Source organism: Thiocapsa rosea, assembly GCF_003634315.1.
GTDB lineage: Bacteria > Pseudomonadota > Gammaproteobacteria > Chromatiales > Chromatiaceae > Thiocapsa > Thiocapsa rosea.
Genome location: NZ_RBXL01000002.1, coordinates 1 through 26,569 on the forward strand (window position 1 = coordinate 1; position 26,569 = coordinate 26,569).

A 26,569-nucleotide genomic window follows, 5' to 3' on the forward strand; every position below is an offset into this window, starting at 1 on the left:
CGATCGGGGCGCATCGGCCATCGCCGAGGCGGTTGGCGCAGTGCCCGCGCAGAGTGGCCATCCCAAGCGGGGCTTGCGCGCGGAGCTGGATGATCTAATCGCCGAGGCCCTGGAGTTGCTCGATACCGAGGGCCGGGCGCCGTCGCGGTGGCCGGGCGAGGATCTGGCGCAGTGCGTCGATGCTTATCTGGATCAGCCCCCTGCCCTCTTGGGATCCGGGGACGCGACGGGCTTCACGGCGGAGTTTCCCCACGGCAAGCGCGCCTCTTCGCTCTGCGAGGTCGCGACGGATCAGACCCACCCCTGGTATGGCCACGGCCTGGCGTTGCGGCAGCGCTTCCCCGTGTCGGTGACATCGGACGTGGAGGGTCGGCACCTGGCGCTCGAGCTGAACGCGCGCGCCTTGAGCGAGACCCCGATGGGCTATGGGTTCGGCAGCTTCGGCTATGAGGAGGGGACGCTTGCGTTCCAGGCGTTCTTCCCGAACACGGCCTATCAGGCGGGATTGGTGACGAATCTCTATCTGTCCTGCGCCGAGCGGGCGCGGATGCTGTCGGTACTGCTGACCGGGGTGGATTGGACGGAGGATTCGTTCGATCCAGAGCGGTCGGCGGCGAGTGGTTGAGGGGTGGCCCCTTGGTCGTCAGGTTGCGGGATGCGGCTCGATTCGACGTTCGGCTGTTTATCGACGTCGTCCAAGACAAAGGCTGCTGCCGTTTCCTCTGCAGATCACCCGCCCGCTCGCATCGTAAGCGGCATAGGACGTCGGGATGATGACGCGATCACTGCACCGGTAAGAGAGATCGCCGCGCCAGGTGTTGCGGCCGATCTTGCGCAGGCCGCAGTTGCGGCATAAGGGGTTGGTGGAGGTCACGCGGGCGACGCGCTTGCTGGTCAGCGGATCGATGGTCACGATGTCTCGGACGCGGTCGCCGTCCCAGCCGGCGGTCGGGTCAATGGTGAGGCTTCCGATGCAGTCTCCGCGCATGGCGAAGGCGCCGCTCTCTTTGGGAGGCGGATGCGCTTGGGCCACGACGGGTTTCGGTGGCGGCGGGCGGCACGGACCGATCCGCTCGCCGAGTTCCCGCCGGACCGGTCGCAGCGTCGGGGCGGACTCGCGCTTGAGGTCGCGCTCCAGTGCGACGAGTCGGGTGCAGTCCGTGCCGGCCTCGGCGAGGCGTCGGGTGTAGCGGTCGATCCGATCGCAGTCGGTGATCGGCGCCTTGAGTGCCTCGCGCGCACTGGCGTAGCGCGGGTCGCCTTGGTCCGCGAGACCTGCCGCCAGCGCGCGGGCCTTGGTGCAGTCTCCACCGATGGCCGCGATCTGCTCCTCGAGCGCGTCGGCCTCGATGCAGATCTGGAGTTCGGGTGCGAGTCGGGTGCGGATGTCGAGGAAGCGCAGGTTGTTTCGGTAGGCATCGAGCCCGTCGGCCAGTGCCCGAAGACGTTCACAGTCACCGTTCGCCTCGGCGAAGCCTTGCTCCAGGTCGTTCAGGGCCGCGCATTGGCGCAGCGCGATAGCGAGCCTCTCGGCGATGGCGGCGAGCGGCTCGCGCTCCGGGGCATGGCGTGACAGGGTCTCGTCGAGTCCGGCGAGGGCCAGACAGTCGTCCTGCGAGCGGGCCAGCTCGCCTTCCAGACGATCGGCCAGGTCGCAGCGCGCGAGGGCCTCGTCGAGCCCGCGCCGGATCTCGCTTAAGGGTGGGCGGCTTGCGTCCAGCTCGACGGAGGCGGGGGCGGTCTCGCGCGCCAGGGTGCGCAGTGCCGTGCAGTCGGTCGACACCTCGGTCAGCCGCGGGCCGAGCGTCTCGGCGAGACGGCAGGCGGCGCGTGCGCGATCCAGGCCGATGCGCAGTGCGGCCAGCTCGCTCCGGGGTGCTTCGAGCGTCGCGATCTCTTGGTCCAGCTCGGCGACGGCGAGGCAGTCGCCGGCGACCGCATCGAGGCGTTGGACGAGTCCCGCGACCCGCGTGCAGGCCAAGATCCTTCGGTCCAGCTCGGCCTTTAAGGCGCGGAAGGGTTCGCGCTCGAGGTCGTAGAAGGCGAGTTCTTCGTCCAAGGCGGGCAGATGATCGCAGGGCGGCTCGGTCGCGAGCCGCTCGGTGAAGAGTGCGGCCTCCTCGCAGATGCCGATCTCGGTGAGGACCGCCATGCGGAGGTCCGCGTAGCGTGCGTCCTCCCGATCGAATCGCTCCAAGCGGGACGCGATCTCCAACAGGGGCGCGACCGGGTCGCAGTGGTTGGCCAGCGCGGCGTCGAGATCCTCGCGCAAGCCCTGCTCGGTCTCCTCCAGTTGCCAGAGCCAGCCACCCAAGGCGAGACCGAGTCCCAGCGTTGCGAAAGCGATCAAGCCGAGAACGGGCAGGATCCACGCGGGCCGGCGTGGCGGGGGCGGCACGGCTGCGGGATCCGGCGCACCGGCTGCGCGCGGCGGTCGGCCGGGGTCGGTCCCGCCCCAGGAGATCAGGACCGGGGCGGCGCCGATCACATAGACCGCCTCGTCGCCCGGGTAGACGATGGCGCGCTTCAGGAGCTGCGCGGGCTCGGGATCCTCCGGCTCGCGACGAGTCAGCTCGTCTGCGAGATGCGAGATCGCGTTCAGGTGATCGTCGAGGATTCGCCGCGCCGCGGCCTGCGCCTCGTCGGGCAGATCCGACAAAGGCCGCGGTTGTCCGGCCAGCGCGCTGGTCCAGGTGATCGTACCCGAGCCGTCGAGGGCGATCTCGGGCCGGGCGAAGATGGCGGCCGTTGACCCCGGCAGGTGGCGTCGCAGGGTGCGGCCGAGTGCGTCGAATCGCTGCCAGGGGTGATCCGGCGGCAAGGCATCCGCGGGCGGACCGGCGTAGATCAGGGTCAGGATACGAACCGATGTTGTCATCGCGTGCTCCCGTGCTGTCGATGTGACGTCCTGGGAGGATTCTAAACCGTGTTCGGAGTCAGCGATGTGATCTGGGCTGGATGATGTGCTGCGGGCTGGGTCGGAGTTGGAAGCGGCACGGCGGCAGGAGATGGTGGCGGGTTTGATTCGGGGTGCGATGAGGCTACGGACCGCGCGTCAAAGGACCAAGTGAGAGAATGGGTATCGGCGACCCGTGAAAGATCAGGCGGCGGTCGACTCGGTGTCGAGCCCAGACCAGGAGTGATGCGATGACCGCCGACGATTCCCACGACCTGAACCGCTACCTCCGGGCGCAGGAGAACGACTACGCCCCTGCCCTCGCCGAGATCCGCTCGGGCCGCAAGCGCACGCACTGGATGTGGTACATCTTCCCGCAGCTCGACGGGCTCGGGTTCAGCGAGACGGCGCGGCGTTATGCGATCCGCGGTCTCGACGAGGCGCGGGCGTATCTCGGCCATCCGGTGCTCGGGCCGCGGTTGGTCGAGTGTGCCGAGGCGGTGCTCGCGGTTCAGGGACGCTCGGCGCGGGAGATCTTCGGGACGCCGGATGATTTGAAGCTGCGTTCGTGTGTGACGTTGTTTGCGGAGGGGTCGGCGGCGGGGTCGGTGTTTCGGTGGGTGTTGGAGGTGTATTTCGGAGGTGAGGCGGATGGGAGGACGTTGCGACTCTTGGAACGTTGACAGCGGCTCATCCTGTCCGGCGCCAACAGGGATGATTTGAAGCTAGCCGATGATGATATGGGTCTTGCCGTTGCCGAAGAACTCGTTGATCGATGGACATCCCTGTCCTTCGTTATCCCTTACTGGCTGCCGGCTAGGACAGCCAGGATCCAAAAGATCGCCGCTGCGATCTGTAGTCCACTTGCTAGGTCCATAAAGGAACCTCCTGGAGAAGCTCGCTTGTTCTTAGGAGGACCTCCGAGTAATCTGAAGGCTGCGAGACCCGTAGACCACCCATCTGCCCTCGGTAGAACTGGTTTACGCCCTGAAGCCCTATGGAGTTCGAGCTCCATGGGGCTTCGCCTTTTGTAGGCTATCACAATCTTTCTGACTGACCGATTCGGAAAACACAAGATCTTGTGCATCGCCGTTTTAGCACTACAAGATCGTGTTTCGAGACCTGGCCATCAGAGAGATCGAAGAATGCACCCTGATGCTACAGGCCCTTGCTTGACTTATCCACAATCGCGCATGAAGGGAGCAATGGCACGCGCTATTGGAATGTAACTATCTGATAATGAAAGTTGGTGGATTATAACCGTCGCCGTTGTATTCCAGTAAGCGTTCACGAACTTGTCAACCTACTCTGCTTTAAAGCCGCTTTTCCTCCATGCTTCCCAGCGCTTTGACCTCGTGAAATGACTCTTCCAGAACCTAGGCTTTCTCAGTTCCACCGCGGTTGGTGGACCGCAAGACCAAGACGCTCGGCACCAATCTACTCGACCTTCAACGCGCTTCGAGATGTGCGGCTTACGGATCGAATCCGCCGTCCTTCGAGACCACCCGAAACACCCGGCCCGGATCTCGTTGGACCAACTCTCCCAGGTAGAACGCCAGATGGAAGTCAAGCGCGTTGCGCCCGGCCCCCCCGATCCCCCCGATCCCCCCGATCCTGACGTAGCGGGCATGCTCCCCGAGCCGCTGCATGGCGTTGGTGAAGTCGAACGGGATGCGGTTCTGCTGGATCCCCACGAATACCGGCAAGTGCACCTCCTCGCCCTGGAGACCGGCAAGGTCCGTCGGCTGGAGGCTTTTGTAGGCGATGAAGAAGCAGCACAATTCAGGGCGGAGCCAGGAAATAGATCGGCTTTAGCGGCAGCAGTTGGCGGGCATCCTCGCTCAGGCGGTCCATGTAATCGATCCACAGCTCTACGAGACGCTCGCGGTCGATCAGGGTGATCTTGCGCCGTTCCTGGCTGCGGTCCTCGTCATGGGCGTCCTTGGTGAAGCGACCGGTGGTGACGAAGAGGCCAACGTCATTGTCACTGAGGACGGCCATGACGAGTCCTCTGGCCAGGTCCGCGGCCTTTTCGTAATCGGCGGGATAGGCCGATTCGGTTAAGCGGCCCCGCCCGCTTTGGCCAAATTGCCGAGCCGTTTGCGGGTGGGCCTGGTTTGTTGGACGAAGCCGCTACGCGGAGGAGGCTCTGCGTCGGCGTCGGCCTTAAAATGTAACCTCATGCCCTCGCTCGCGAGGGGTTGCCTGTTCAACATCATGAGGTTACGCCAGCATGTCGGTCTCCTGCAAAGAGCAATTCGAGCGCCACTACGAGGCGCATCTCAAGCACCTTCGGCTCAAGGGTCTGCAACCGAAGACCATCGAAGCCTACGCGCGCGCCGTGCGGACGGTCGGTGCCTATTTTGACGGCTGCATTGAGGATCTGTCCGAACAGCAGTTGCTGGACTATTTTACCGATCGGCTCGCAACCCACTCCTGGAGTGCCGTCAAGCTCGACCTCTACGGATTGAAGTTCTACTACGCCCACGTGCTGCGCAAGCCCTGGACGAGCGTGGATCTGGTCAAGCCTCCCAAGGGGCAGCGCTTGCCGGATATCGTCACGGTCGAGGAGACCCGGCGGCTGATCGAGGCCACACGGATGCTCAGCTACCGCGTGTTCTTCTTCACCCTCTACAGCCTCGGGCTGCGCCTCGGCGAGGGGCTGGCGCTGACGGTCGCCGATATCGATGCGGCGCGCCGGCGCGTGCACATCCGCGCGGGCAAGGGCAACAAGGACCGCTTCGTGCCCCTGCCGGCGACGACGCTGGAGGTGCTGCGCCGCTTCTGGCGGCTGCACCGCAATCCGGTGCTGCTGTTTCCCAATCGCGCGGGCGGACTCGCGGCCGCGGCTGCGGCATCCACCCCGCTGGATCGCGGCGGCGTACAGCTGGCCCTGCGCAAGGTCGTCGCGGCGTGCGGGCTTAAAAAAAGATCACGCCCCACAGTCTTCGCCACAGCGATGCCACACATCTGATCGAGGCCGGTGTCGATCTGCTGGAAGTCCAGAAGATCTGCGTATTCCGGCCCAATCCGGCCACCCATTCTGATTGAAAGCGGCCACCCATTCTGGTTCAAACCGGCCACCGATTCCGGCTGAATCCGGCCACCGATTCCGGCGCAAAGCGGCCACCGATTCCGGTTGATCCGGCCACCGCGGCCGGGGCCTCGCCACACGGGATAACCCTGCGTAGGGTGCCTCCTCTTTTCAGGAGGTGCTCAGATGCCAAGACAGAGGTTATCCATGCGAAAAGTCGACGATGTGCTGCGGTTGAAATGGGGTTCCGGGCGGTCGGTGCGGGAGATCGCCCGTGCGCTCGGGATCGGGCGAACAACGGTGTCGGAGTACTTGGATCGCGCCGAGGCGGCAGGGCTGTCCTGGCCGTTACCCGAGGGTCTGAGTGCGGACGAGTTGGAGCGACGGCTGTTCAAGCCGGGCGGGCGCCCCGCCGAGCGCGGGCTGGTTGAGCCCGATTTTGATGTCGTTCACCGGGAGCTGCGGCGCAAAGGCGTCACGCTGTTCCTGCTCTGGCAGGAGTACCGCGAGCGCCATCCCGAGGGCTATTCCTACAGCCAATTCTGCGCCCGCTACAGCGTCTGGAAGGGTCGGGTGGATGTGGTCATGCGCCAGACCCATCGGGCCGGGGAGAAGCTCTTCGTCGACTACGCCGGGCAGACGGCGGCGGTGATCGATCCCGACAGCGGGGAGATCCGCACGGCGCAGATCTTCGTGGCGGTGCTCGGGGCCTCCAACTACACCTATGCCGAGGCAACCTGGACGCAGGCGCTCCCCGACTGGATCGGCGCGCAGGTGCGCGCGCTGAACTTTCTCGGCGGTTGCCCGGACATCATCGTTCCCGACAATCTGAAAAGCGCCGTCAGCAAGGCTCACCGTTACGAGCCGGATCTGAACCCGACCTACCAGGATTTTGCCGCCCATTACGGACTGGCGGTGATCCCGGCACGGGTGCGCAAACCGCGGGATAAGGCCAAGGCCGAAGGCGGTGTGCTCTTGGTCGAACGCTGGATCCTGGCGCGCCTGCGCCATCAGGAGTTCTTCTCGCTTACCGAGCTCAACGGGGTCATTGCCACCCACCTGCAGGCCCTCAATACCCGTCCCTTCAAAAAGCTCGACGGCTCGCGCCTGAGCCAATTCGAGGCGATCGATCGACCGGCCCTGCGCGCGCTGCCGGCAACCGCCTATGAGTACGCCGAATGGCGTAAGGCACGGGTGGCGCCGAACATTCACATCGAGGTCGACGGGCATTACTACTCGGTGCCGCACGCCCTGGTCAAACGCCAGGTCGACGTGCGCCTGACCGCTACCACGGTGGAGGTCCTGCACCACGGCCAGCGGGTCGCCAGCCATGTCCGCAGCGCCCGCCGGGGCGGCTACACCACGGTGACCGACCACATGCCCGAGCGCCATCAACGCGCCCTGGAGTGGACCCCGGAACGCCTGCAGCGCTGGGCGCATACCATCGGCCCGGCCACCGCTGCCGTCACCACGCAACTGCTCGGCGCGCGGCGCCATCCACAACAGGCCTTCAATGCCTGTTTCGGGGTGCTGCGCCTGAGCACGGCCTACAGCGAGGCCCGCCTGGAGGCGGCCTGTGCACGCGCGCTCACCCTCGGCACCGTCAGCTACAAAAGCCTCGCCACGATCCTGGAGAAAGGGCTTGATCAGCGGCCCTTGCCGACTCCCGATCAGCAGAGTTTGCCGCTGGATCACGCCAATCTGCGCGGCGCCGACTACTACCACTAACCGTCACTATGACCCCGTCCAACGACGGGGTCCTCACCCGTTACGGAGACCATCGCCATGTTGCTTCACCCCACCCTGGAGACCCTCGCGCAACTGCGCCTCGACGGCATGCTCAAGGCCCTGCAGGAACAACTCCAGATGCCGGAGATTCAAACCCTGAGCTTCGAGGAGCGCCTCGGCCTGCTGCTCGATCGCGAACTGAGCACGCGTGAGAATCGACGCCTCAAGACCCGGCTGAAACAGGCCAAGCTGCGTGAGCCGGCCGCCATCGAAGACCTCGACTACCGCACGCACCGCGGCCTGGACAAAGCCCTGATGAGCCGCCTGGCGACCGGTCAGTGGATCGGCGAGCACCTCAACGTCATCCTCACCGGGCCGACCGGCGTCGGAAAAACGTGGATCGCGTGCGCCCTGGCCCACAAGGCCTGCCGCGACGGCTTCACCGTGCGCTATCTGCGCCTGCCCCGGCTGCTGCAGGATCTGGCGATGGCCCGCGCCGAGGGCCGCTACACCAAACTGCTCGCCGAACTGGCGCGCACCGAGCTGCTGGTCCTGGATGACTGGGGCTTGGCCCCTTTGAACGACGAGCAGCGGCGCGATCTGCTCGAAATCCTCGACGACCGTTTCAAGACGCGCGCCACCCTGGTCACCAGCCAACTCCCGGTCGCCCTTTGGCATGACTACCTCGGCGATCCGACACTCGCCGACGCCATCCTCGATCGCCTCGTGCACTGCGCCTACAAGATCAATTTGACCGGAGACTCGATGCGCAAACACTCCACCGGGTTGACAGACGATCCCGCCCTCGCGTAACTACACCCATCCCGTGTCGCGGGGCCATTTCGGACCGGCCGCTTTGGCCAGAATCACCGGCCGCTTTCCTTCGGACTGACTGGCCGGATTGAATCAGAACCAGTGGCCACTTTCCTTCGGACCGGGTGGCCACTTTCGCCGGAATACGCACGGCAACGCCGAGCAGGCCATCAATGACGTGATGAGCGGCTTCTCCATCCACTGGAGGGGCGTGAAATGATCCTGCTCTCCGCCATCATCGCCACCTTCGAGGCGGACTATCGGGCCGCGTACGGCGAGACGATCCTGCCCGGTCAGCTCAATGCCCTGCACGCCCTGAAGCGCTGCCGCACCTCGGTCAGCCCCCTGATGCGGGCGCAGTGCGGGGACTGCGGCCACACGCAGCTCGTCCCGCACTCCTGTGGTCATCGCGCCTGCCCGCACTGCCAGCATCACGAGAGTCAGCAATGGCTCGAGCGTCAGCTCGCCAAGCAGGTGCCGGCGAGCTATTTCCTGCTGACCTTTACCGTCCCCGAGGCGCTGCGCGCGCTGGTATGGGACAACCAGCAGACGCTCTACGATCACCTGATCCGCGCAAGCTGGGAGACGGTGCGCACGTTCGTGCGCAACGACACGCAGCTGCAGGGCGAGGCCGGGGCGATTGCGGTGCTCCATACCCATTCGCGACGACTCGATTTCCATCCCCACGTTCATCTGGTGGTGCCGGCCGCGGCGATCGATCCGGACAACAAGCGCTGGCGCACCAAAAGCGCCAAGCGCGGCTATCTCTTCAACCACAAGGCCCTGGCCAAGGTCTTCCGCGCCAAGCTGCTCGCGGCCATCGCCGCCGAGGGGCTAGCGCAGCCCGCGGGCGTGCCCGGGACCTGGGTCGTGGACTGCAAGAACGTCGGCCGCGGCGAGAAGGCGCTGGTCTATCCGGGGCGCTACCTCTACCGCGGCGTCATCCAGGAGAAGGACATCGTCGCCTGCGAGAACGGCCAGGTGACCTTCCGCTACCGTCATGCCAAGCGCAAGCGCTTCGAGTACCGCACCCTGCCGGGGGCGTGCTTCCTCGCCCTGGTGCTCCGGCATGTCTTGCCCAAAGGCTTTCGCCGGGCCCGCAACTTCGGCTTTCTGCATCCCAACAGCAAGCGCGCCATCGCTGTCCTGCAGTGGCTCTTCGGACTCGACCCGAAGCGCCTGATCGCGCACCTGAAACCTCGGCCTCGACTGGCATGCCCATGCTGCGGGGCCGACATGGTCATCGTGCAGACCGGTCTGCCGCCACAACCGCCCCGAGCACCGGTCATCCCGAACCTCGCGGCGAGCAAGACCCCGGCGATGTAACCGCCGCGACGAGCGCCGTTCCCCGGATGTCGGTTTCCACGGGCCGAAGTCCGCGCTCGGCCTGAATTCGGGCATCATCGCCCGCTCAAGCCGTCTCTACCGCTGAATTCGCCGCAACGGCGAGCCACAACCGCTGCAACGCGAGATCTTCCTCGGCATCCGAGCCCGGCGCTCCCTCGGCCTCGCAAAAGCTATTTTCTATCCCCCCAAACCGCCACGATACCGGGCTCGTCCAACAAGCGGTTCAGATCGCCGCTCGCTGCGCTCGGACGATCTAACCTTGTTCGTTAGGCGCGCGCGGCGTCGGGGCGGTTGCTTGCTCCGAAGTTAGGGCGGCCGAAGCCGAGGTAACGAGTTCGCGCACTGTATCGCAGATGGTCCCCGCCCCTTCGCGCAACACGCCGATTGAGTTGCCCATCCACGACCGAACTCGCCACGGTTCCAGCAGTCCCGGCGCCATCATTGCGCGATGACTCGATTCAACAGCGCCCGCCGCTGGTCATAGTCGGGCATCAACTTCTCTAACAACGCCCAGAACCTCGGCCCATGATGCGCCTCCTCCAGGTGACAAAGCTCATGCATGATCACGTAGTCGATGCACTCCTTCGGCGCCTGGATCAGCTCCAGATTAAGGGTGATGGTGCCGTCCGCCGCACAACTCCCCCAGCGCTTCCGCATTCGCTTGATCTTGAGAATCGGGCGCGGGATCCCTTCGCGCTCGGCCCGCGTCTGGCAGACCTCCAGCCGCTGATGGAAGACGGCCTCCGCCCGATCGCGAAGCCATGCCTCGAGTCGCCGACGCGCCAACGCCGGCGTGGGCTCTTCGCGGCTGGTGATTTGAAAATAGCCGCGCAGACACTTCACGCTGTTCACCTCTCCCTGAATCGCGCGTAGCCGATACTGCCGACCGAGGTAGCGGTGGGTCTCGCCATTGACGAAGCGTCGCGGCGGCTGCTTGGGCAGATAGAGCTCGAGCTCGCGCCATTGCTCGCGGATCCATGCGCCATGTTTGCGCACCCTGGCGCGGATCACCTCGGGGTCGGAGTCGAGCGGAGCAGTGACGCTCACGCGTAGATCCGGATGCACAGAGATCGCCAGCGTCTTGCGCGCCCGGAAACTGATCTCATAGTGGATCGTGGTGCGCCCCCAATGCACGCAGTCACGCGCTGGCGACTCCGTCTCACCCGTTGCGCTCATAGGTGTGCTCGTTTGCGGGCGATGTCCAGACAGCGTTCCATGATTGCATCCATGTCGACAGTCTCGAGGTCTAATCCCACCGTGTCGCGCAGCTCGAAGAGATAGTCGTCAATCGCATTGCTCATCTGCTGTTGCACGTCCGCGTTATGGACCCAGTCGCGAATGCTGCGGACAGCGATCAGGTCCTCGATGCTGGTCGCCATGTCCACGGCGAGCTGGGTCCGGGTGTCGACGTCGTGCTGCGGGTAGCGCTCGAGGACCTCGCCCACCACGCCGAAGAACGCCTGGGCGGTGCGACGCCCGCGCAGCGGCGCCGGGATGGCGTCCTCCTGTCCCTGAACGATGGCCGCGTGAAAGCCCTCCATCCGCTTGAGATACTCCACCTCGTCGATCCGACCGGCCCGGTAGTCATCGATGGCCTGTTGCACCAGGTCGACAAAACGCTGATAGCGCACGGGATCTTCGTCCATCCTCTCGGTGATGGTCCGCTTGAGGCGGCTCGCGATGGTGTCCGCTTTCGCGGCGTTGCCCTCGACCCGCTCGACCTCGGCTTGGAAGGCGTTGACGTTGAAGATATCCACCTGCTGGGTGATGACGCTCACGTCCGGCGACTGGATGTGCGCGTCCATGAGCTTGCGGATTTGCTGCTCGTAAGCGCTGTAGTCGACCTTCTCGGCGTAGCGCTGCTGCACCGAGCGGCGTAGCTGTACGAAAAACTTGAGATCCCGCTTGTACTGCGCGATGCGGTCTTCGGGGGTCTGCGCGAAGAAGATCTCACTGCCCAGCGCAACCGCGAGTGTCTTCAGGTAGGCGCGCAGAGCCGCGTAGAAGTCGGTGCGCACATCCTCGGGCCCGAGGTGGCGCTCGAGCGCTTCTTTGTCCTGCTTGTTCTTGACCTCCTTGAAGATGCCCCAGAGGTCTGAATGGAGCTGCGGCAGTCGAGCAATCTCGGCGGCGACGTCGGTCAGCACCTCGGTCAGATCGACGTCCTTGGGATCGAACTCGGCCAGTGAGTCATAGGTGCACATCGCCTCATTGAGTTTGCCGAGCACACCGCGATAGTCGATCAGCAATCCATGCTCTTTCTCTTCGTAAAGCCGGTTGACGCGGGCAATGGCCTGCAGCAATGAGTGCTCTTGGAGCGGCTTGTCAATGTAGAGGACGCGATTACGCGGCTCGTCGAAGCCGGTCAAGAGCCGGTCGATGACGATCAGGAGTTCGACCCCATCGGCCCGGGAGAAGGACGCCAAGGTGTCATCGTTGTAGTGCTTCTCCGAGCCGTGGCGGTCCATCATCGCTTGCCAGAAGTCCTTGACCGCCTGGCTCTCGGCGCGCAGGTCGGGCTTGGACATGATGACCGCGCTCTCGACGACGCCGAATTCCTCGAAGAACCGCTGGTAGCGGATCGCGCTCTCGCGCGAATCGGCGGCCAGCTGGGCCTTGAACCCGGTACCCTGGATGTTCTGGCGGTAGTGCTCGCCGATATCGTAGGCGATCATCCTCAACCGCTGCTCGGCGCGCGAGAGTTCGCCCTCGCTCGCCATGCGCCGTTTGAGATCGGCCGCCTGAGCCTCACTCAGATTGCGCGTAACACGCTCAAACCAGCGTTGCAGGGTGTCTTCCTGTAGCTCCAGCTCGGCCACGCGCCCCTCGTAAAGTAACGGCACCACAGCCCCGTCGGCGACCGCCTCACGCATCGGATAACTGTGGATGAAGCCGCCAAAGCGCGCGGCGGTGTTTTTCTCCTTCTTGGTCAGAGGGGTGCCGGTGAAGGCTAGGTAGCAGCCATTGGGGAAGACCTGGCGCATCAGTGCCGCCGTCTCGGCATAGTTGCTGCGGTGTCCTTCGTCGACCAGTAGGAAGGTATTGGGGTCCGGATCGCTCAGCTTGTAGCGTTTCGCGGCCGTCTCGAACTTGTCGATGACGGTCGTGATGACAGGGACCGATCCGGCCTCGATCAGCTCGGCGAGATGCTGACCGCTCTTGGCCCGCTTGGCGGTCTTACCGCAGGCCTGGAAGGTGCCCCACAACTGCTTGTCGAGATCGATACGGTCGGTCACCAGCACGATGCGCACGTTGGTCAAGGCCGGATGCAAAGCCAACGCCTTGGCCAGCATGACCATGGTCAGCGACTTGCCGCTGCCGGTGGTGTGCCAGATGACGCCACCTTGGCGCCGTCCCTCACGCAGGACGATGACCCGCCGCAGCGTCTCCTGCACCGCGAAGAACTGCTGATAGCGCGCGATCTTGCGTACGCCTGCGTCGAACAGCACGTAGCCATAGGCATAGTCCAGCAGCCGCGAAGGGCGCAACATGGCCCAGAGCACGCGGTCTTGCTCGGTCGGCATGCGCTCGCCGCCCGACCACAAGTCCTCGAAGTACGGTAGCGCTGCGCTGTAGGTGGTGACCTCGTCCTCGCGCGGGGCAAAGAGCTTGGCGTGTGTCTCGGCGCTAAAGCGATGATTGGCGGCCGTTCGAACCGCCGCCGTGTCCTCGTCCTGCTCACGCCAGCGCGACCAGAACTTCTCCGGGGTGCCGACGGTGCCGAACAGCACGTCATTGACCGAGGTCGCCAGGATCACCTGCACGAATTGGAACAGGTGCGGAATTTGGTCGGGCTGCTGGTAGTCGGTGAGCTGCTCGATCGCCACCTTGACCTGCGGTCTGCCGCCGGCCTGATCCTTGTCGCGACGCTTGCACTCGATGACCACGAAGGGGATGCCGTTGACGAACAGCACCAGGTCGGGTCGCCGCGTGGTCTTCGCCCGGCTGCGCTCCACCGCGAATTCATCGGTGACATGGAAGACATTTCGCTCCCAATGTACCCAATCGATGAATGCCAGCGAGCGTCCCTTACGCTCTCCTTGGATGGTCTCATCGAGGCTCGTGCCCAGCGTCAGGAGGTTGTAGATCGTCTCGTTGGTATGGATCAGCCCATCGAAGGGTACTGTGGTCAGGCGGCGCAGCGCCTCGTCGAGGCTGTAGGGCGAGAACGGATAGGTATTGCCGCGCGTCTCGAAGCGGGCGTGCTCCTCGAGCCAGGACCGCAGGATTCCGGTCAACACCACCTGATCGAGTCGCCCGCCACGCAGAGCCAATGCCTCGTCCGGGGGCAAATAGGTCCAACCCAGGGCCTCCAGCACCTGGATGGCGGGGATCTTGGAGTCGAGGTCCTCAAGATAGGGAGAGAGTGACATCGGATGGGCTCCTGGTGCGGTCACGTCAGCCAAACAAGTCCTGCTGACCCTCGTGGCGTGCTTGCTGAGCAGCGGCTGCCTTGGCTGCTGCGCGCTCGGCGCGTTCTTCTGCCTGCTTCTGTGCGACATACGCGTCGATCGCGCTGGTTTGATAGGGCCAAAACAGCGTCGTGTAGGCCTCGTTCGGAGCCGGAACCCACGCATGCAACTGCTTGAGCTCCGCGTCCGTTCCGACGAGGTAGGTGGGAATGTCGGGCTTCGGGACCAGTGCGGTGAAGCCATTAGGCATCAGGTGCTTTGCCAAACAGCTCAGCGGTGCGTGGTCGACAGCGTCCGGCGCCCCGATCATCTGGGCGATCAGGTACGCCCCGCCGCTGACGTAGCGGCCGCCGATGTAATGCCCCGCGTCGCGATAACCGGCCGGCTCGAGCCGCCAGTGACCCTCCAGGGCCGCTTGGTAAGTCTTGATGACTGCGGTCTTGTAACCAGCCTTCACCCGAGCGAGGAAGCCCAGGGCGTTATGCGCGTACGCGTTCGCGAGGGCCTCTTCGAGCGGCGCGTGTGGATAGTCGAATCCGTTCTCTCGCGCACGTTTCCGGTACTCCAGGTAGACGGGCCTACCCGTATCGGAAGCAGCGCCGAGGATCTCCAAGTAGGTGGCGGTTGATTCCGCCATGTGATGGAAGAATTCGTGATGGAAGACTTCGAACAGGACCAGGTGCGCGAGCGTCTCTGGGGAATAGAGATTTAGACCCTGTGCCAGCGTCTGAAGCCGCTTGATGTATTTCAAGAGCGGCTCGACCAGAAGATAAACGCCCCACTGGTCGAAGGGTGGATAGTGGAAGGGCCGGTAGAAGGCCATCGCGTCGGCCGGCAGCTTCTTCCAGTCAAGAGTCCTCACCGCGATCTTAGGCTTCTTGACCGCTTGCCAAACGGCCTCTGGGCTCACGCCAGAGGGTGAGACTTTGCCGAGCCGTTCTTTCAATTCCTTCCGTTGCTTGGTTGTCAGAGGCGTTGTTCGGTGTCGTCGGGAGGTCGGCGCAGCGAGCGCAAGGCTTGCACCATCCAGCAGCTCGGGGCTCGTAAGATCGACCGCCGGAATGTCCATCGTCCCGCCGCTACCGACCAGATTTTGCTGACTGAGCCACTCGAACAAGGTCTCCGGCTTCTCGTCGAGCATCGGCGGTCGATGGCCAAGAGGAACATCAGCCGCGGTCATTGCAGCGGCTTCCGTGTGCTTGTGACGTGAGCGCCCTCCGGAGCGAGCGTCCGCGTCCCGGCAGCGGCCAGGGCAACAGCCGCTGAATCATAGGACTGGGCTTTTCCCGGTCGACAGAGGGACTTTGGACTCGATCCGAGGCCCTTTTGTTTTTTGGCGTCTGGTCTATCTTCAGCGCGCGGCTTGCTACCGGTCAGGTCAGATTCCATAGCGGATGCTCCATCCAGTCTTCGGGAAGCCCCATGCGATTGCGCCACCGCGGCGCGCCCGCGATCGGGGTCAGCAGTTCTTCGATGGCCGCTTGCCAGTCGATCCCCTGGTGATGCGGGCACAGCATCTGACGCAGGATCAGCAGGGCGATCCAGGCACGGTTGCGGTGGGGAACGCCCGGCGGCAGCCAGCGCGGATCGCGGTTTGGGACCTTGGGCACGATGCTCAAGCCTCGGTCCCAGAGTCGGCTGTGATGGGCGCAGATGTTGCGAACATGCGAGAGGGTGTGGAGCCAGGAGGTCAGCACTACACCATCGACGCCGTAGAGGGCCGCGATGGGGGCGCGGTCGCGGTCGCGCAGCGCCGCGAACCACATGGACAGGTCGCCCAGGGTGATGACCTCGGCCATCTTCCACACCGGCAGCGCCGGAAAGCCATGATAGGTCTGGCTGTGATGGGCGATGAACAGCTCTTTCGAGCGCTCGCCCGCGCGCGTCAACGAGGCTAGCCAGTCGTCATGGCTGACCCGGCGGCGGGGATCGAAGCTCGGGCGGAAGTTGTGCCGGTCGAGATGACCGAAGACGCCATAGCGGTTGGCGAAGCGGTCAGCAATCGCGCTGCGCAGCGCCACTTCCACCCGCTCGATGGCATCGAGGACCAGCATGCGAAACTGCCGATCCAACTCGTAGAGCCCGATCACGGTGGCGAAGGTAAGACCGGACTCGAAGCTATCGTCGGGTTGCTTGAAGGGCAGCCAGTAGCCGCTGAGGCGGTAGTATCCGACACGTTTGAGGGCATGCAACGCCGCGGATGGATCCTCGATCATTAGCCCGCGACTGGCGAGGGTGCGCAACAGTGCCTTGGGTGGAAGCGGCGGCTTGGCGTAGGGTTTCATGCCTGCCGACCGCCCCAAAAAAATACCCGCCAGGGTTGCGCGTCACGCACCGGCGAGCCGGTGCGGAGAGGCGTGGCGGGTCTGTTACTCCTGAGTATGAGGGTATTACCTGTATCACACAATCGGCGTTGCCAATCGCCAGGAGCGAACAATGAGCGATGGTTGCGTTGGCTTCCGGCCATGGCGCGCATCCATCAAGCCGCCGCGTCCGCGACCTGGACCCTGACCTTGCCGGTCAGTAGCTGCTGCATCAGGCCGCGTTTCTGGGTCTTGAGGGCGGCGAGTTGGGAGCGGAGGACTGAGAGCTCGCGGTCTGCCTCAGAGAGCAATTCGACAATTCGCCGCTGCTCTCCAACTTCGCCAGGTAGATGGATCTTTTGCTTGAGGTAGTCTTCCACGACAAAGAATAGCTTTTCGATATGGACGCCGTTGCTGGTGATGTAGGTCTTCCAAACCATGCGGGGCAACTTTGCCAGCCATGAGAAGAATTCGATGTCCAACACTTGAGAATCCCGAGCCCGCAGGATCGTATAGGAGCTTGAGACTTTGGCTCCATCGAAATTCGGCGTGACCAGACCTGTTGCGCCGTGCACAACCTGCCGCTTAGAGATCAAGAAGTCATCTGTATGGATGGTGTGTAAGTCCTTTGTTTTGATGCCTCGTCCTTGCTTCGTCGCGCGATGAAACAGCCCTTGTGACCCTCGGCGGACACTTGCTAGACGATACGTTGCGTCTTCATCCCATTCGACTGGTCGCCTCACCTCGTGGAGAACTTCGCCGAGCCTAACCTCCCGCCATGGCTCCGAAAACCCCGGAAATCGCCGCTTGCCGGTCAGCAGTTGCTGCATCAGGACCTTGCGCAGCGTCAGCTTGGCAGCGATCAAACGTTCGGTGAGGGAGATGGCGCGGTCCCATGTCCCCAAGATGCTAGCGATTCGATCTTGCTCAATGGCTGGTGGAACTAAAATCGGGAATGACTCTAAAAGGTCTGTCTGTAGTCTTCCTGTTCCATGGCCCGCCTCGTTTACCAACTGCATCAAATTCGATTTTCTAGAAACGAGAAAGTAGCCGAGATATGCATTATTGATGGAGCTGGTTTCGAGCGCTTTGACATCCTGATTAAACGCAACATCCCGCGTTGCAATTGCAAGCGGCACATCTTTCTTGAGTGTCATACCTCGAACCAACAGAAGGATGCTTCCCTTCTTTGCAATCCGAGTCCCGTTTCTTGCTCCCACCGCTGTGATCTTGATCAACGAATCGCCGAGGTAGAACGATTTCAAATCTTTTGCGGTGATCCAAGGTATGTTTCCGCCCCAATATTCTTGAACTGTCTTCGCTGGGGTTCCACCAGATCGGAACTTGACGAGCTTGCCAAGCTCTTCCTGCCGCCACGACTTATTCACAACCCCAACTCCCGCAACGCTGCAGCCATCTCCCCGCGCACCTGCGCCAACTCCGCCTCAATCCCGGAGATCTCCTGTTGCACCGCGCCGATGTCGACTTCCTCTTCCTCCTCGAAGGTGTCGACGTAGCGCGGAATGTTCAGGTTGTAATCGTTCTCGGCGATCTCCTCGCGGCTGGCGACATAGGCGTACTTGTCTAACGTCTTGCGCGCGCGATAGGTGGCCACGATCTTGGGCACCTCGACCTCGGCGCGCAGCCGGTTCTGGTTCTTGCCCTGCTCGAACTCTCGGCTGGCGTTGATGAAGAGGACGTCGGTGCGGGCGCCAGATTGCGACCCGGTCCCTTCGTTGCGGTCGCGCCGGTAGATCAGGATCGCGGCTGGGATGCCGGTGCCGAAGAAGAGGTTGGGCGGCAGCCCGATCACGGCATCGAGCAGGTTCTCTTCGATCAACGCGCGGCGGATCTTGCCTTCGGCCCCGCCGCGGAAGAGCACGCCGTGGGGCACCACCACGCCGACCCGGCCGGTGCCCTCGGTGGTGGTCTCGATCATGTGGCTGATGAAGGCATAGTCGCCCTTGCTCTTGGGCGGCACGCCCCGGTGCCAGCGGTTGTGGTGCTTTGCCTCCTTTCCGGCGTTGTCGGCGCCCCATTTGTCGAGCGAGAAGGGTGGATTGGCCACCACCACCTCGAAACGCATGAGCGCGTCGCCTTCCAATAGCTTGGGGTCGAGCAGGGTGTCGCCCCACTCGATGCGCGGGTTGTTCATGCCATGCAGGAACATATTCATCATGCATAGCGCCCAGGTGCCGCTGATGGCCTCCTGGCCATAGAGCGAGTAGTTGTCGCTGCCGACTTCGGCAGCGCACTTGAGCAGTAGGGAACCCGAGCCGCAGGCCGGGTCGCCGATGCGCTCGCCCGGCTGCGGATCGACGAGCTGGGCGATCAGCAGCGAGACCTCGGCCGGGGTGTAGAACTCGCCGGCCTTCTTGCCGGCGCTCGCGGCGAAGCGGCCAATCAGGTACTCATAGGCGTTGCCGATCACGTCGAGCCCGCCGATGCGCGAGGGGCGCAAGTCGAGGCGCGGATTGGCGAAGTCCTCGAGCAAGTTCTTGAGGATGCGGTTGCGCTTCTTGGTGTCGCCGAGCAGGGCCTCGGAGTTGAAGTCGACGTTGCGAAAGACATTGGTCAGCTTGGCCTTGTTGGCCAATTCGATCTGCTCCAAGGCGATGTTGATCAGCTCGCCGAGGTTGGGCGCCTCGCGCTGGCCGTGGAGGTAATCGAAACTGCTTTCGGGCGGCAGCACGAAGCGCTCGCGCGCGAGCTTGCGCTGGATGCGGGTCTCGTCGTCGCCGAACTGACGCTGGTACTCCGCGTAGTGATCCTTCCAGACGTCCGAGATGTACTTTACGAACAGCATCACCAGGACGTAGTTCTTGTAGTCGCTGGCGTCGATGGTCCCGCGGAAGGTGTCGCAGGCACGCCAAAGGATTCCGTTGATCTCGCCTTGATCGATCCGGCTGGTAGTTGTTGAGGCGTCGTTCATCGGGGTTCCTGTCAGGGGTGTGCCTTCGGTCGCTCGCCGAGCAAGGCGCGACCGATGGCCTCGTGATAGCGGACGGTTGCAGCATCGAGCCGGCGCAGCAGTTTCCGTTCGCGCTGCATCAGCGCGGCCACGTGGGCGATATGCCGTTGATCCGCCAGTGGCGGGAGCGGGATGCAGGCGGCGGCGAAGTCCTCGCGCTGCAAGATCGGCGTCGCGGCACCGGTTCGGACTTGGGCGATCTGGGCTTGAACGCTCGGTTGCTCCAGGACCCAGGCCAGGTAGTCCGGCGCGACCGCTGGACCGGGCCGGAGGATATAGAAGGTCGCCGGGGCAATCGTCGGCTCGGGCACCGCCGCGATGGTCACGGCATAGTTGGCCGTGCCACGTGAGGCGATGAGCACATCCCCGGGACCGACGCGGTAACGGTCCGCGCTGCGGGCCGGGCTGATGCGCAATCGATCCACCTCGCGGTAGCGATAGGGCTCCCCGGGGGTCAGATGCTTGCCTTGTATGAGCTGATACCGCCCGTCCGGGTCTGGCTCCACGCTGCCCTTAAGCGCATAGCCGGGCAGGACCGACGCCACCTCGCCGATTGAAATCTGCTTGCTGGTCACGGCACTGCCCGTCCCTTTGCTTAGCCGTTGCAGGGTGGCTGGTGAGCGGCGATCAAGTCGCGCTCGATGGCCCGCTGCCGCGCCTCGGAAGGCTCGGCGAAGACCCCGATATGGGTCTGCCCATACCGCTGGAAGCAGGCCAGCTTGTGGTGAGCAAGGAAACGCTCGCTCATGTCCATCGTTTGGCCGACGTAGAGGAGCTGATAGCGGCCGTCGTGCTGCCGCCGTAGGACGACATAGACCGCGCCGAAACGCCGGAACGCGGTGCCCCAAGGGAACAAGGTGAATGGATATTGGGTGCGGGAGGCACCAGGTATCGTCAGGGTTGGTTGTTGGACCATGGAGTATGGCTCTCCTGGAGAGAGGAGGCAGACTTGGCCGAACGAACCGCCCGCGTTAGACTGAAGTTGCCACACCCGCTAACGCAACCGGCCGCCGACCAGGTCGGCCCGAGTTGATGATGCGGACTCGAAAGCCCGCCCTCGTGCGGGCTTTCGTTTGTTTGCCGACAATGCCCACAGCTATGACTGTAAATACTCCGCGAACGCCTGTCAAGAATATTGCAGTTTTGGCATTCGTCCACTCTTTACCGTTGATCTGCTGACCCGAGGACGATGGTTTCAGAAAGTTTGGCGGAGGCTGATGTGGTGCCAGCGCGGACACAGGCAGGGGTCAGTCGGGCGGATGGACGAGACGTTTCACATTAGTCCGAAGTTCCAGCGCGAATCGTTCTCATCTTTGCGCCAACCGATTGCAGCAGTTGCGGAAATCCCCGGCGATGCCGAGCCTGGACGTAAAATGTACCCATGTAAGTATTGACGAAGATCAATACAAAACATGGACTTTGTGCTATACGTTTGCCCATGTACATCGACATCGTCCCGAACCGCAACTCCCGCCCCGCGATTTTGCTGCGCGAATCGATCCGCGACGGCAAGACGATCATCAAGCGCACCATCGCCAACCTGTCCGCGCTCTCCCTGGAGCAAGCACAGGCGATCCGGGCCGTGCTCAAGGGCAGTGCGCTGGCGCCGCTCGATACGGTTTTCGAGATCGTACGTTCGCGCGCTCACGGCGCGGTGCAGGCGATCGGGTTGGCGATGGGGCGCCTGCGCCTGGCGAGCCTGCTGGGGCGCGAGGCCTGCCGCGAGCGCGATCTGGTGCTGGCGATGATCGCTGCGCGGGTGCTCGACCCGCAGAGCAAGCTCGCCACCGCGCGCAGTTGGGATCACAGTACGCTCGGGGCCTGGTTCGGCGTTGCCGACGCCGACGAGAACGAACTGTATGCGGCGCTGGACTGGTTGCTGGCCCGCCAGGACGTCATCGAGCAACGCTTGGCCAAGCGCCATCTGCGCGACGGCGCACGCGTGCTCTATGACCTGTCCTCGAGCGACGTGGAGGGCGCCTGCTGTCCGCTGGCCGTGCGCGGCTATTCGCGCGACGGCAAGAAAGGGCTCCCGCAGGTCAATTACGGCTTGCTCACCGACGCGCGCGGCTGTCCGGTGTCCATCTCGGTGTTTGCCGGCAATACCGGGGATCCCGAAACGCTGCTCGAGCAAGTGGAGACACTTCAGCAGGACTTTGCACTGGAGTCGGTGATTCTGGTCGGGGATCGCGGCATGATCTCCCAAAAACAGGTCACGGCGTTGCGTGATCGCGAGGGCGTGGACTGGATCACGGCGCTCAAGAGCGGCGCGATCCGTGCGCTGGTGGACGACGGAACACTTCAACTGGATCTCTTCGACGAGCGCAATCTCTATGAATTCGCGCACGAAGACTATCCGGGCGAGCGCCTGATTGTCTGCCGCAATCCCCAACTCGCCACCCTGCGCGCGGCCAAGCGGCGCGACCTGCTGAAGGCGACCGCCGCGCAGTTGGACATCGTCAAGGGCATGGTGGCCAACGGGCGGCTGAAGGACCCGGAGAAGATCGGCGTGCGGGTCGGGCGCGTCCTCAACCAATACAAAATGGCGAAACACATCATCCTGGACATTGCCGCCGAACACTTCGCGTTTCGGATCGACGAGGCGAAGGTGACCGCGGAGGCCGCGCTCGATGGACTGTACGTGATTCGCACCTCGTTGCCGGCCGAGCAGTCCAGCGATGACGAGACGGTCCTTCGATACAAAAGCCTCAGCCACGTGGAAGCGGCGTTCCGCTCGCTCAAAAGCGATGATCTGCAGATCAGGCCGATCTACCATTACAGCGAGGATCGGGTCCGCGCGCATCTGTTCTTGTGCATGCTCGCCTATTACGTGAAATGGCATATGAGCGAAGCCTGGCGCGGGCTCTTATTCGCCGACGAGGATCAGGAGCGGCTGACCCGGCGCGACCCGGTGGCGCCGGCCACGCGCTCCGCGGCGGCCTTGCGCAAGGCGGCCACCAAGCAGCTGCCGGACGGCTCCCCGGCACACAGCTTTCGCACCCTTTTGAACGACCTCGCGACCATCGTGCGCAACATCTGTCGGCGCCCGAACGCACCACCCGACGAGGCCACGTTCGACATCGACACGACACCGACGCCCAAGCAGTCTGCCGCGCTGGATCTGATCAAAGCGATCCGCGTGTAGCCAGACGCTGACACCGCGATTTTCTGAAAACAGTCAGAAAATCAAGTGCTTTATGCGTATTCAAGGCTGGAACTTCGGATTAGTGTAGAAGCGGATTTCCGAGCGAACCTGCGCCGGTTGGCGATGGCGGCGGGCCTGACGACTCGACGTAGCGGCGGTCGCGCGGCCGGTTCGGTCAGGGCTCGGGATTGGGGTGGAAACGGCAGGCTAGGGACACCGGCCATGAATGCGCTCCCCGACGCCATCTGGGACTTCGGCTGGTATGGCGCCGGGATGGGCGGGGAGTCGCTGGAGGCGGTCCTGGCGGATCGGCCCGCGCTGCTGCGTCCGGTCCTTACTCATCGCGGCACTTTCGCCGACCGGAGGTTACATCGAGTCTTACCCGAGATCTCCGCGCAGGCGACCTTGAACATCGTCACGTTCAAGAGATTGACTGAGCTATATCCCGCAGCCCAGATAAGGCCGAATCGCTCGGTCCTCACCATCGCATACCACGATGCCCACCCTTGGCTCATCCGTTCGAAACGAGTCCTGATACTGTCGCATACCAGTGCTCCTCCCCAACCAGCGCGATCCGATGCCCACGTTCCCGCATCGCGACGGCACTTTCGATCTTGCGGCCATGCGTCGAGTGGATCCAATCCCGACTGCCGATGGAGCCGATCACCACGATGTTGGTCTTCAGGGTCGGCGCCGTGCAGACCTTTGCGCCGAGCGATCGAGCCAGCTGCTGAACCTGGCTGCGCGTGCCGCAGGCGAATGTTCCGGTGAAGCAGTAGGTCCAGCCGTCGAAGGTCAGGGTCGGTGGTGGGTCGTCGAGCGGCAGCGCGGTCGACATGCTGGAGGCCGACTCACCGAGGACCGGTGCCCCGGTCAAATCCAGCAAGGTGGCGAGCAAGTCGCGCTCCTCGTCGGAATCCATGACCCCGTCGGCCAAGACCTCCTGAATCCGCTTGTACAGCACGACCGCGGGCCACTGGTCCGCAATATGGCGATGTCGGTCGAGCCAGTCGGCGAGGAAGCGGACCTCCGACTCGGCCAAGACGCCATCGGCGAGAACGCCTCGGCAGAGTCCGATGAGCTCGTCGATACCTCGATCGCTCAAGCGTGATTGGCTGAACCGGCTTGGCGGTTGCCCATGTTCATCCTGCATGGCTTCACTCCTTGTCTGACCGATCATCCCGAATGATCTCTCCTGTCTCTCCCGGCGGCCTGGCGCGGTGCCGTATCTCGTTTCAGGCGCCGGCACCGTCCGCGGACATTGCCCTAAGGATAGCACCCACAGTGTTGATTGATGCAGAAGTCGTTGCCCATTGATCGAGCCGACCCCGTGTCACGCGAGTCCAGGGTCCGTGTCAGGGGATGCCCAGGTGTGATCCGTGGTTGTCCATCATCCGCGGCGAGGGCCCGCGATTGTTCGCCATATCCTCGGGTGCTAGCCTGCCGCATAAGAAGCGGAAGCACGACCGCCGGCGGATTTCATGGATCCTCTGAGTATCTACCGGCCCTTCGGGAGATCCGCTCTCGCCCGTGATCATCGCTCGGTCGACGAGCCCGCACCCCCACGGCGGAGGATCCAAGGTGTCCCGAGAAGGCGATCTCATGCGCAAGGCGCTTCTTAAGCATCTTCTTACCGCGCTCGCTGCGGCCGGCTTCGTCGGCAAGTCCATCCACTTCATGCAGCTGCGGGACGACGCCCAGGATCTGCTCTCGATCCAGTATTGGAAGTACGGCGGCAGCTTCATCCTCGAGTTCAGCCGGAGAGATCGAGGACCGCTGCACACCGCATGGGGGCCGGTCATCCCCGAGGAGTCGCTCGAGGTCGCGTATCTGCCAGTCGCAGATCGTGCACGGCTCCAAGAGCGCGATGCTCCGCCGGACGACATCTTTGCGGGCTTCAGCTTTGCCGATTTCGGGGAGGATTTCGCCAAGTACGAGCGGCTGGCACTGCGGGTGGCGGGCTACCTTCCGCAGGTAGATGCCTGGTTGTCGCGCCGCGAGGTTGGCCCGGGCATCGCTCCGTTCACCGGGACCTGACCCCGCAAGAGCGCACTACCTCGATTGTGGTCAGCCATCGGGAACCCATTGCGGTCGACTTGCTCAACCCGGAGCGGGACTCGGACTGCACGCCGGACGGAGAGGCCGCGCGACAGGATGGGGCATGCAGCAACACCGCACCTGGCTCCGCCTACTCTGTCTTGAGCCCCTTTGTCAGCCTCAAGTCGGACATCCGATAAAGACCAACTAAAATACTAGGTAAATACCACGGAGTGTCTGCGGTATTCGTTGAACCTGGCTGGACCGTTCCTAAATTCACGATCGTCGGTACGACACACCAACATCAACCAAACGACCAATCGAGGTGACAACGATGAGCGATGAAGCACTGCATTCCTGGAACCGCCGTGCCTTTTGGACGGCTGTGGTTATCTGCCTGATTCCTCTTGTTCCCTACGCCATCCTCGGCGGCTCCTGATGCCTCTGCGGCGCGGCGTCGGCCGCGCCCGATCGTTCCAAACGGGGCCGCTGGCCCCGTTTTTTATGGCGACGCTGGATAAGCGTTCGGCGAACTACCGGCTTGACCCTTCCCTTTTGAGTTCGTCCATTATCAGATTGTGTGGCAGCAGCGCCGCGACCGCCTCAGGTGACTTGGCATCAGGCAGCAAGCGATCGACGAGAATCGCTTCCGCATGCCTGCTGCGCTCGGGCGACGGCCCGTCGGGAGAAAGGTCGGGGCCGTGCGCGATGCCGAAGCCATGACCTTCCAACCAAGAAAGAGCTAATTCCTCACCGTGGGATTAGCAGATTTGGTTGACCACATGGCTCCTCTCTCACCTAATTCCTATTCAGACGCGACTGGCTTTTTGATAGGCTTCCTCCAAATCCCGATCGTAAATCTTCAATTGATCGACAGCAGATTGAGAGACCAGTAAAGACTCTTTCTCTTTTTTCATGCCGATAAGCCTTTCCTCTTCATCTCCAAGAGACGTTTCTTCTTGTCTAAATACTAACCTTCCCGCGCCGAATTCAGCAATGAGTTCTTCTGTTGTTAGCTCTGCTATCGATGGATCTATTTGCTTGATTTTCTGCTTGAGTTTAGCAATGCTCTCTTCTTGTGTTTTGATGTTTATGGTTAGTATGTTCAATTTAGACTCGACATCAGCGGACAAGCGACTAATTTGATTCTCGGACCGCCAAAACCCTTCCGGTACTTGTTCGTCGCCGAAAGCTCCCCTAAGATGAACCTCTACTCTTTGGCACAAGTGAGGCAGAACGTCCATCTTTATCTTCAGCCTGTTCCAGTCGTCTTCCTTCTCTAGATGGGCAAGGGTTTTTTCCACCTCCATCTTGTACAGATCAAGATTATCTTCTTGTTTTTTCAATTGCGCTGATTGAATCAAAATCGCGTACACCAAAGCCGCCAATGCCAGACCGGTAAACAAACTATTAAGCACTCCGTAGGCATCGCCAATCGGCCCTGCTTTAGCCATTACTTTTGCAATAGCTAATGCGTCCGATTCAGATAAAAACTGAATAGCGAAAGGAAGCGAAATCCAAAACAATAAAACGGAAAAGGCAATCAGAAAAAAGTAACTCAATCGCGGGTTCATTAGCCACCTCAAAAATAGCAAATCATCAATATAAAATGCCTTCGGACTGGAAGGAAGCTCAATGCGATGAATTAAATTTCCAGAAATCCTGTGTCATTGTGCGGCCTGGAAAGGCCGTAAGTTCTAGCGGGGTGGGATCCCGCGCCGCGAGCCGGGTACTGAGCCTTGCGGCGTCTCCGGCAACGGAGATGTCGATGCCTAGGAGCCTGTCCGACTTAGGTTCCGGATCGGGTTCCGAGAGCCTGCATTGGCAAAAAAGAGACAACAAGCCGCGAAGCCTGAAATGTCCCAGTTGCGGGTAGTTTTCAC

The 26,569-nt window shown here is 62.7% G+C and carries 20 protein-coding genes and 1 pseudogene; 8 read left to right on the plus strand and 13 right to left on the minus strand.

Going from position 1 to position 26,569, the window contains the following annotated elements; all coding sequences use genetic code 11:
* Nucleotides 1-625: hypothetical protein (locus BDD21_RS28135; protein WP_170164961.1), on the plus strand; the 625-nt coding region annotated here is incomplete at its 5' end.
* A 57-nt stretch (nucleotides 626-682) separates the two neighbouring features.
* Here BDD21_RS28135 and BDD21_RS26180 read toward each other — a convergent pair.
* Entirely contained in the window at nucleotides 683-2,878 is a 2,196-nt protein-coding gene (locus tag BDD21_RS26180; protein WP_120800141.1) for a hypothetical protein, read from the minus strand.
* Nucleotides 2,879-3,147: 269 nt separating this feature from the next.
* On the opposite strand from BDD21_RS26180, the gene BDD21_RS26185 reads away from it, so the two are divergent.
* Entirely contained in the window at nucleotides 3,148-3,579 is a 432-nt protein-coding gene (locus tag BDD21_RS26185; RefSeq protein WP_120800142.1) for a DUF1810 domain-containing protein, read from the plus strand.
* A 789-nt stretch (nucleotides 3,580-4,368) separates the two neighbouring features.
* On the opposite strand, the gene BDD21_RS26190 is transcribed toward BDD21_RS26185, so the two are convergent.
* Both BDD21_RS26190 and BDD21_RS26195 read right to left on the minus strand, forming a co-directional pair.
* Nucleotides 4,369-4,677: a PIN domain-containing protein gene (locus BDD21_RS26190; protein ID WP_120800143.1), complete on the minus strand. Its 309-nt coding sequence runs from the start codon at nucleotides 4,675-4,677 to the stop codon at nucleotides 4,369-4,371.
* Nucleotide 4,678: 1 nt separating this feature from the next.
* Nucleotides 4,679-4,897, minus strand: a complete 219-nt coding sequence (locus tag BDD21_RS26195; RefSeq protein ID WP_120800144.1) for a restriction endonuclease — start codon at nucleotides 4,895-4,897, stop codon at nucleotides 4,679-4,681.
* Nucleotides 4,898-5,129: 232 nt separating this feature from the next.
* On the opposite strand from BDD21_RS26195, the pseudogene BDD21_RS26200 reads away from it, so the two are divergent.
* The 4 genes and pseudogenes from BDD21_RS26200 to BDD21_RS26220 all read left to right on the plus strand — a co-directional run bounded on the left by BDD21_RS26200 (nucleotide 5,130) and on the right by BDD21_RS26220 (nucleotide 9,797).
* Nucleotides 5,130-5,947, plus strand: a pseudogene (locus BDD21_RS26200) (tyrosine-type recombinase/integrase).
* A 169-nt stretch (nucleotides 5,948-6,116) separates the two neighbouring features.
* Nucleotides 6,117-7,658 (plus strand): IS21 family transposase, encoded by a 1,542-nt coding sequence (gene istA / locus BDD21_RS26210; protein ID WP_120800146.1) that lies wholly within the window; start codon nucleotides 6,117-6,119, stop codon nucleotides 7,656-7,658.
* Nucleotides 7,659-7,715: 57 nt separating this feature from the next.
* The gene (gene istB / locus BDD21_RS26215; RefSeq protein WP_120800147.1) at nucleotides 7,716-8,471 is read left to right on the plus strand and encodes an IS21-like element helper ATPase IstB; all 756 of its coding nucleotides are present in this window, start codon (nucleotides 7,716-7,718) and stop codon (nucleotides 8,469-8,471) included.
* A 216-nt stretch (nucleotides 8,472-8,687) separates the two neighbouring features.
* Nucleotides 8,688-9,797, plus strand: a complete 1,110-nt coding sequence (locus BDD21_RS26220) for an IS91 family transposase (RefSeq protein WP_120800148.1) — start codon at nucleotides 8,688-8,690, stop codon at nucleotides 9,795-9,797.
* Between the two features lie 459 nt (nucleotides 9,798-10,256).
* Here BDD21_RS26220 and BDD21_RS26225 read toward each other — a convergent pair whose 3' ends face one another.
* The 8 genes from BDD21_RS26225 to BDD21_RS26255 form a co-directional block, all read right to left on the minus strand.
* Nucleotides 10,257-10,994, minus strand: coding sequence for a M48 family metallopeptidase (locus BDD21_RS26225; RefSeq protein ID WP_120800149.1), 738 nt, complete (start codon nucleotides 10,992-10,994; stop codon nucleotides 10,257-10,259).
* Entirely contained in the window at nucleotides 10,991-14,191 is a 3,201-nt protein-coding gene (locus tag BDD21_RS26230; protein WP_170164962.1) for a type I restriction endonuclease subunit R, read from the minus strand. The genes BDD21_RS26225 and BDD21_RS26230 overlap by 4 nt, the downstream gene beginning before the upstream one ends.
* A gap of 25 nt (nucleotides 14,192-14,216) precedes the next feature.
* Nucleotides 14,217-15,410, minus strand: coding sequence for a hypothetical protein (locus tag BDD21_RS28140; protein WP_170164963.1), 1,194 nt, complete (start codon nucleotides 15,408-15,410; stop codon nucleotides 14,217-14,219).
* A 193-nt stretch (nucleotides 15,411-15,603) separates the two neighbouring features.
* Complete coding sequence (locus BDD21_RS26235; RefSeq protein WP_120800151.1) at nucleotides 15,604-16,515, minus strand: Abi family protein; 912 nt, start codon at nucleotides 16,513-16,515, stop codon at nucleotides 15,604-15,606.
* A 194-nt stretch (nucleotides 16,516-16,709) separates the two neighbouring features.
* On the minus strand, nucleotides 16,710-17,921 hold the full coding sequence (locus BDD21_RS26240) for a restriction endonuclease subunit S (RefSeq protein WP_120800152.1): 1,212 nt from the start codon (nucleotides 17,919-17,921) through the stop codon (nucleotides 16,710-16,712).
* Nucleotides 17,918-19,465 carry a type I restriction-modification system subunit M gene (locus BDD21_RS26245; protein WP_120800153.1) on the minus strand — a complete coding sequence of 516 codons (1,548 nt, stop codon included), beginning with the start codon at nucleotides 19,463-19,465 and terminating at the stop codon, nucleotides 17,918-17,920. Before BDD21_RS26245 ends, BDD21_RS26240 begins: the two co-directional genes overlap by 4 nt.
* 11 nt (nucleotides 19,466-19,476) lie before the next feature.
* Nucleotides 19,477-20,079 carry a restriction endonuclease subunit S gene (locus BDD21_RS26250; protein ID WP_120800154.1) on the minus strand — a complete coding sequence of 201 codons (603 nt, stop codon included), beginning with the start codon at nucleotides 20,077-20,079 and terminating at the stop codon, nucleotides 19,477-19,479.
* A 20-nt stretch (nucleotides 20,080-20,099) separates the two neighbouring features.
* Nucleotides 20,100-20,420: a GIY-YIG nuclease family protein gene (locus tag BDD21_RS26255; protein ID WP_147431236.1), complete on the minus strand. Its 321-nt coding sequence runs from the start codon at nucleotides 20,418-20,420 to the stop codon at nucleotides 20,100-20,102.
* Between the two features lie 522 nt (nucleotides 20,421-20,942).
* Between BDD21_RS26255 and BDD21_RS26260 the strand changes: the two genes are divergently transcribed.
* Nucleotides 20,943-22,649 (plus strand): IS1634 family transposase, encoded by a 1,707-nt coding sequence (locus BDD21_RS26260; protein WP_120800156.1) that lies wholly within the window; start codon nucleotides 20,943-20,945, stop codon nucleotides 22,647-22,649.
* 511 nt (nucleotides 22,650-23,160) lie between these two features.
* Here the strand turns inward: BDD21_RS26260 and BDD21_RS26265 are convergent.
* Entirely contained in the window at nucleotides 23,161-23,802 is a 642-nt protein-coding gene (locus BDD21_RS26265; RefSeq protein ID WP_170164964.1) for a BRCT domain-containing protein, read from the minus strand.
* Between the two features lie 428 nt (nucleotides 23,803-24,230).
* On the opposite strand from BDD21_RS26265, the gene BDD21_RS26270 reads away from it, so the two are divergent.
* A complete protein-coding gene (locus BDD21_RS26270) occupies nucleotides 24,231-24,686 on the plus strand; it encodes a hypothetical protein (protein WP_147431237.1) in 456 nt (151 codons plus the stop codon).
* A gap of 809 nt (nucleotides 24,687-25,495) precedes the next feature.
* Here the strand turns inward: BDD21_RS26270 and BDD21_RS26280 are convergent.
* Nucleotides 25,496-26,260 (minus strand): hypothetical protein, encoded by a 765-nt coding sequence (locus BDD21_RS26280; protein WP_120800160.1) that lies wholly within the window; start codon nucleotides 26,258-26,260, stop codon nucleotides 25,496-25,498.
* Between the last annotated feature and the right edge of the window lie 309 nt (nucleotides 26,261-26,569).

Bases quoted from the DNA above. Each gene is read 5' to 3' on its own strand.
- BDD21_RS26180 (WP_120800141.1), bottom strand. From the start codon at position 2,878: ATGACAACATCGGTTCGTATCCTGACCCTGATCTACGCCGGTCCGCCC.
- BDD21_RS26185 (WP_120800142.1), top strand. From the start codon at position 3,148: ATGACCGCCGACGATTCCCACGACCTGAACCGCTACCTCCGGGCGCAG.
- BDD21_RS26195 (WP_120800144.1), bottom strand. From the start codon at position 4,897: ATGGCCGTCCTCAGTGACAATGACGTTGGCCTCTTCGTCACCACCGGT.
- istA (WP_120800146.1), top strand. From the start codon at position 6,117: ATGCCAAGACAGAGGTTATCCATGCGAAAAGTCGACGATGTGCTGCGG.
- istB (WP_120800147.1), top strand. From the start codon at position 7,716: ATGTTGCTTCACCCCACCCTGGAGACCCTCGCGCAACTGCGCCTCGAC.
- BDD21_RS26220 (WP_120800148.1), top strand. From the start codon at position 8,688: ATGATCCTGCTCTCCGCCATCATCGCCACCTTCGAGGCGGACTATCGG.
- BDD21_RS26225 (WP_120800149.1), bottom strand. From the start codon at position 10,994: ATGAGCGCAACGGGTGAGACGGAGTCGCCAGCGCGTGACTGCGTGCAT.
- BDD21_RS26230 (WP_170164962.1), bottom strand. From the start codon at position 14,191: ATGTCACTCTCTCCCTATCTTGAGGACCTCGACTCCAAGATCCCCGCC.
- BDD21_RS28140 (WP_170164963.1), bottom strand. From the start codon at position 15,410: ATGACCGCGGCTGATGTTCCTCTTGGCCATCGACCGCCGATGCTCGAC.
- BDD21_RS26235 (WP_120800151.1), bottom strand. From the start codon at position 16,515: ATGAAACCCTACGCCAAGCCGCCGCTTCCACCCAAGGCACTGTTGCGC.
- BDD21_RS26245 (WP_120800153.1), bottom strand. From the start codon at position 19,465: ATGAACGACGCCTCAACAACTACCAGCCGGATCGATCAAGGCGAGATC.
- BDD21_RS26255 (WP_147431236.1), bottom strand. From the start codon at position 20,420: ATGGTCCAACAACCAACCCTGACGATACCTGGTGCCTCCCGCACCCAA.
- BDD21_RS26260 (WP_120800156.1), top strand. From the start codon at position 20,943: ATGTACATCGACATCGTCCCGAACCGCAACTCCCGCCCCGCGATTTTG.
- BDD21_RS26265 (WP_170164964.1), bottom strand. From the start codon at position 23,802: ATGCAGGATGAACATGGGCAACCGCCAAGCCGGTTCAGCCAATCACGC.
- BDD21_RS26280 (WP_120800160.1), bottom strand. From the start codon at position 26,260: ATGAACCCGCGATTGAGTTACTTTTTTCTGATTGCCTTTTCCGTTTTA.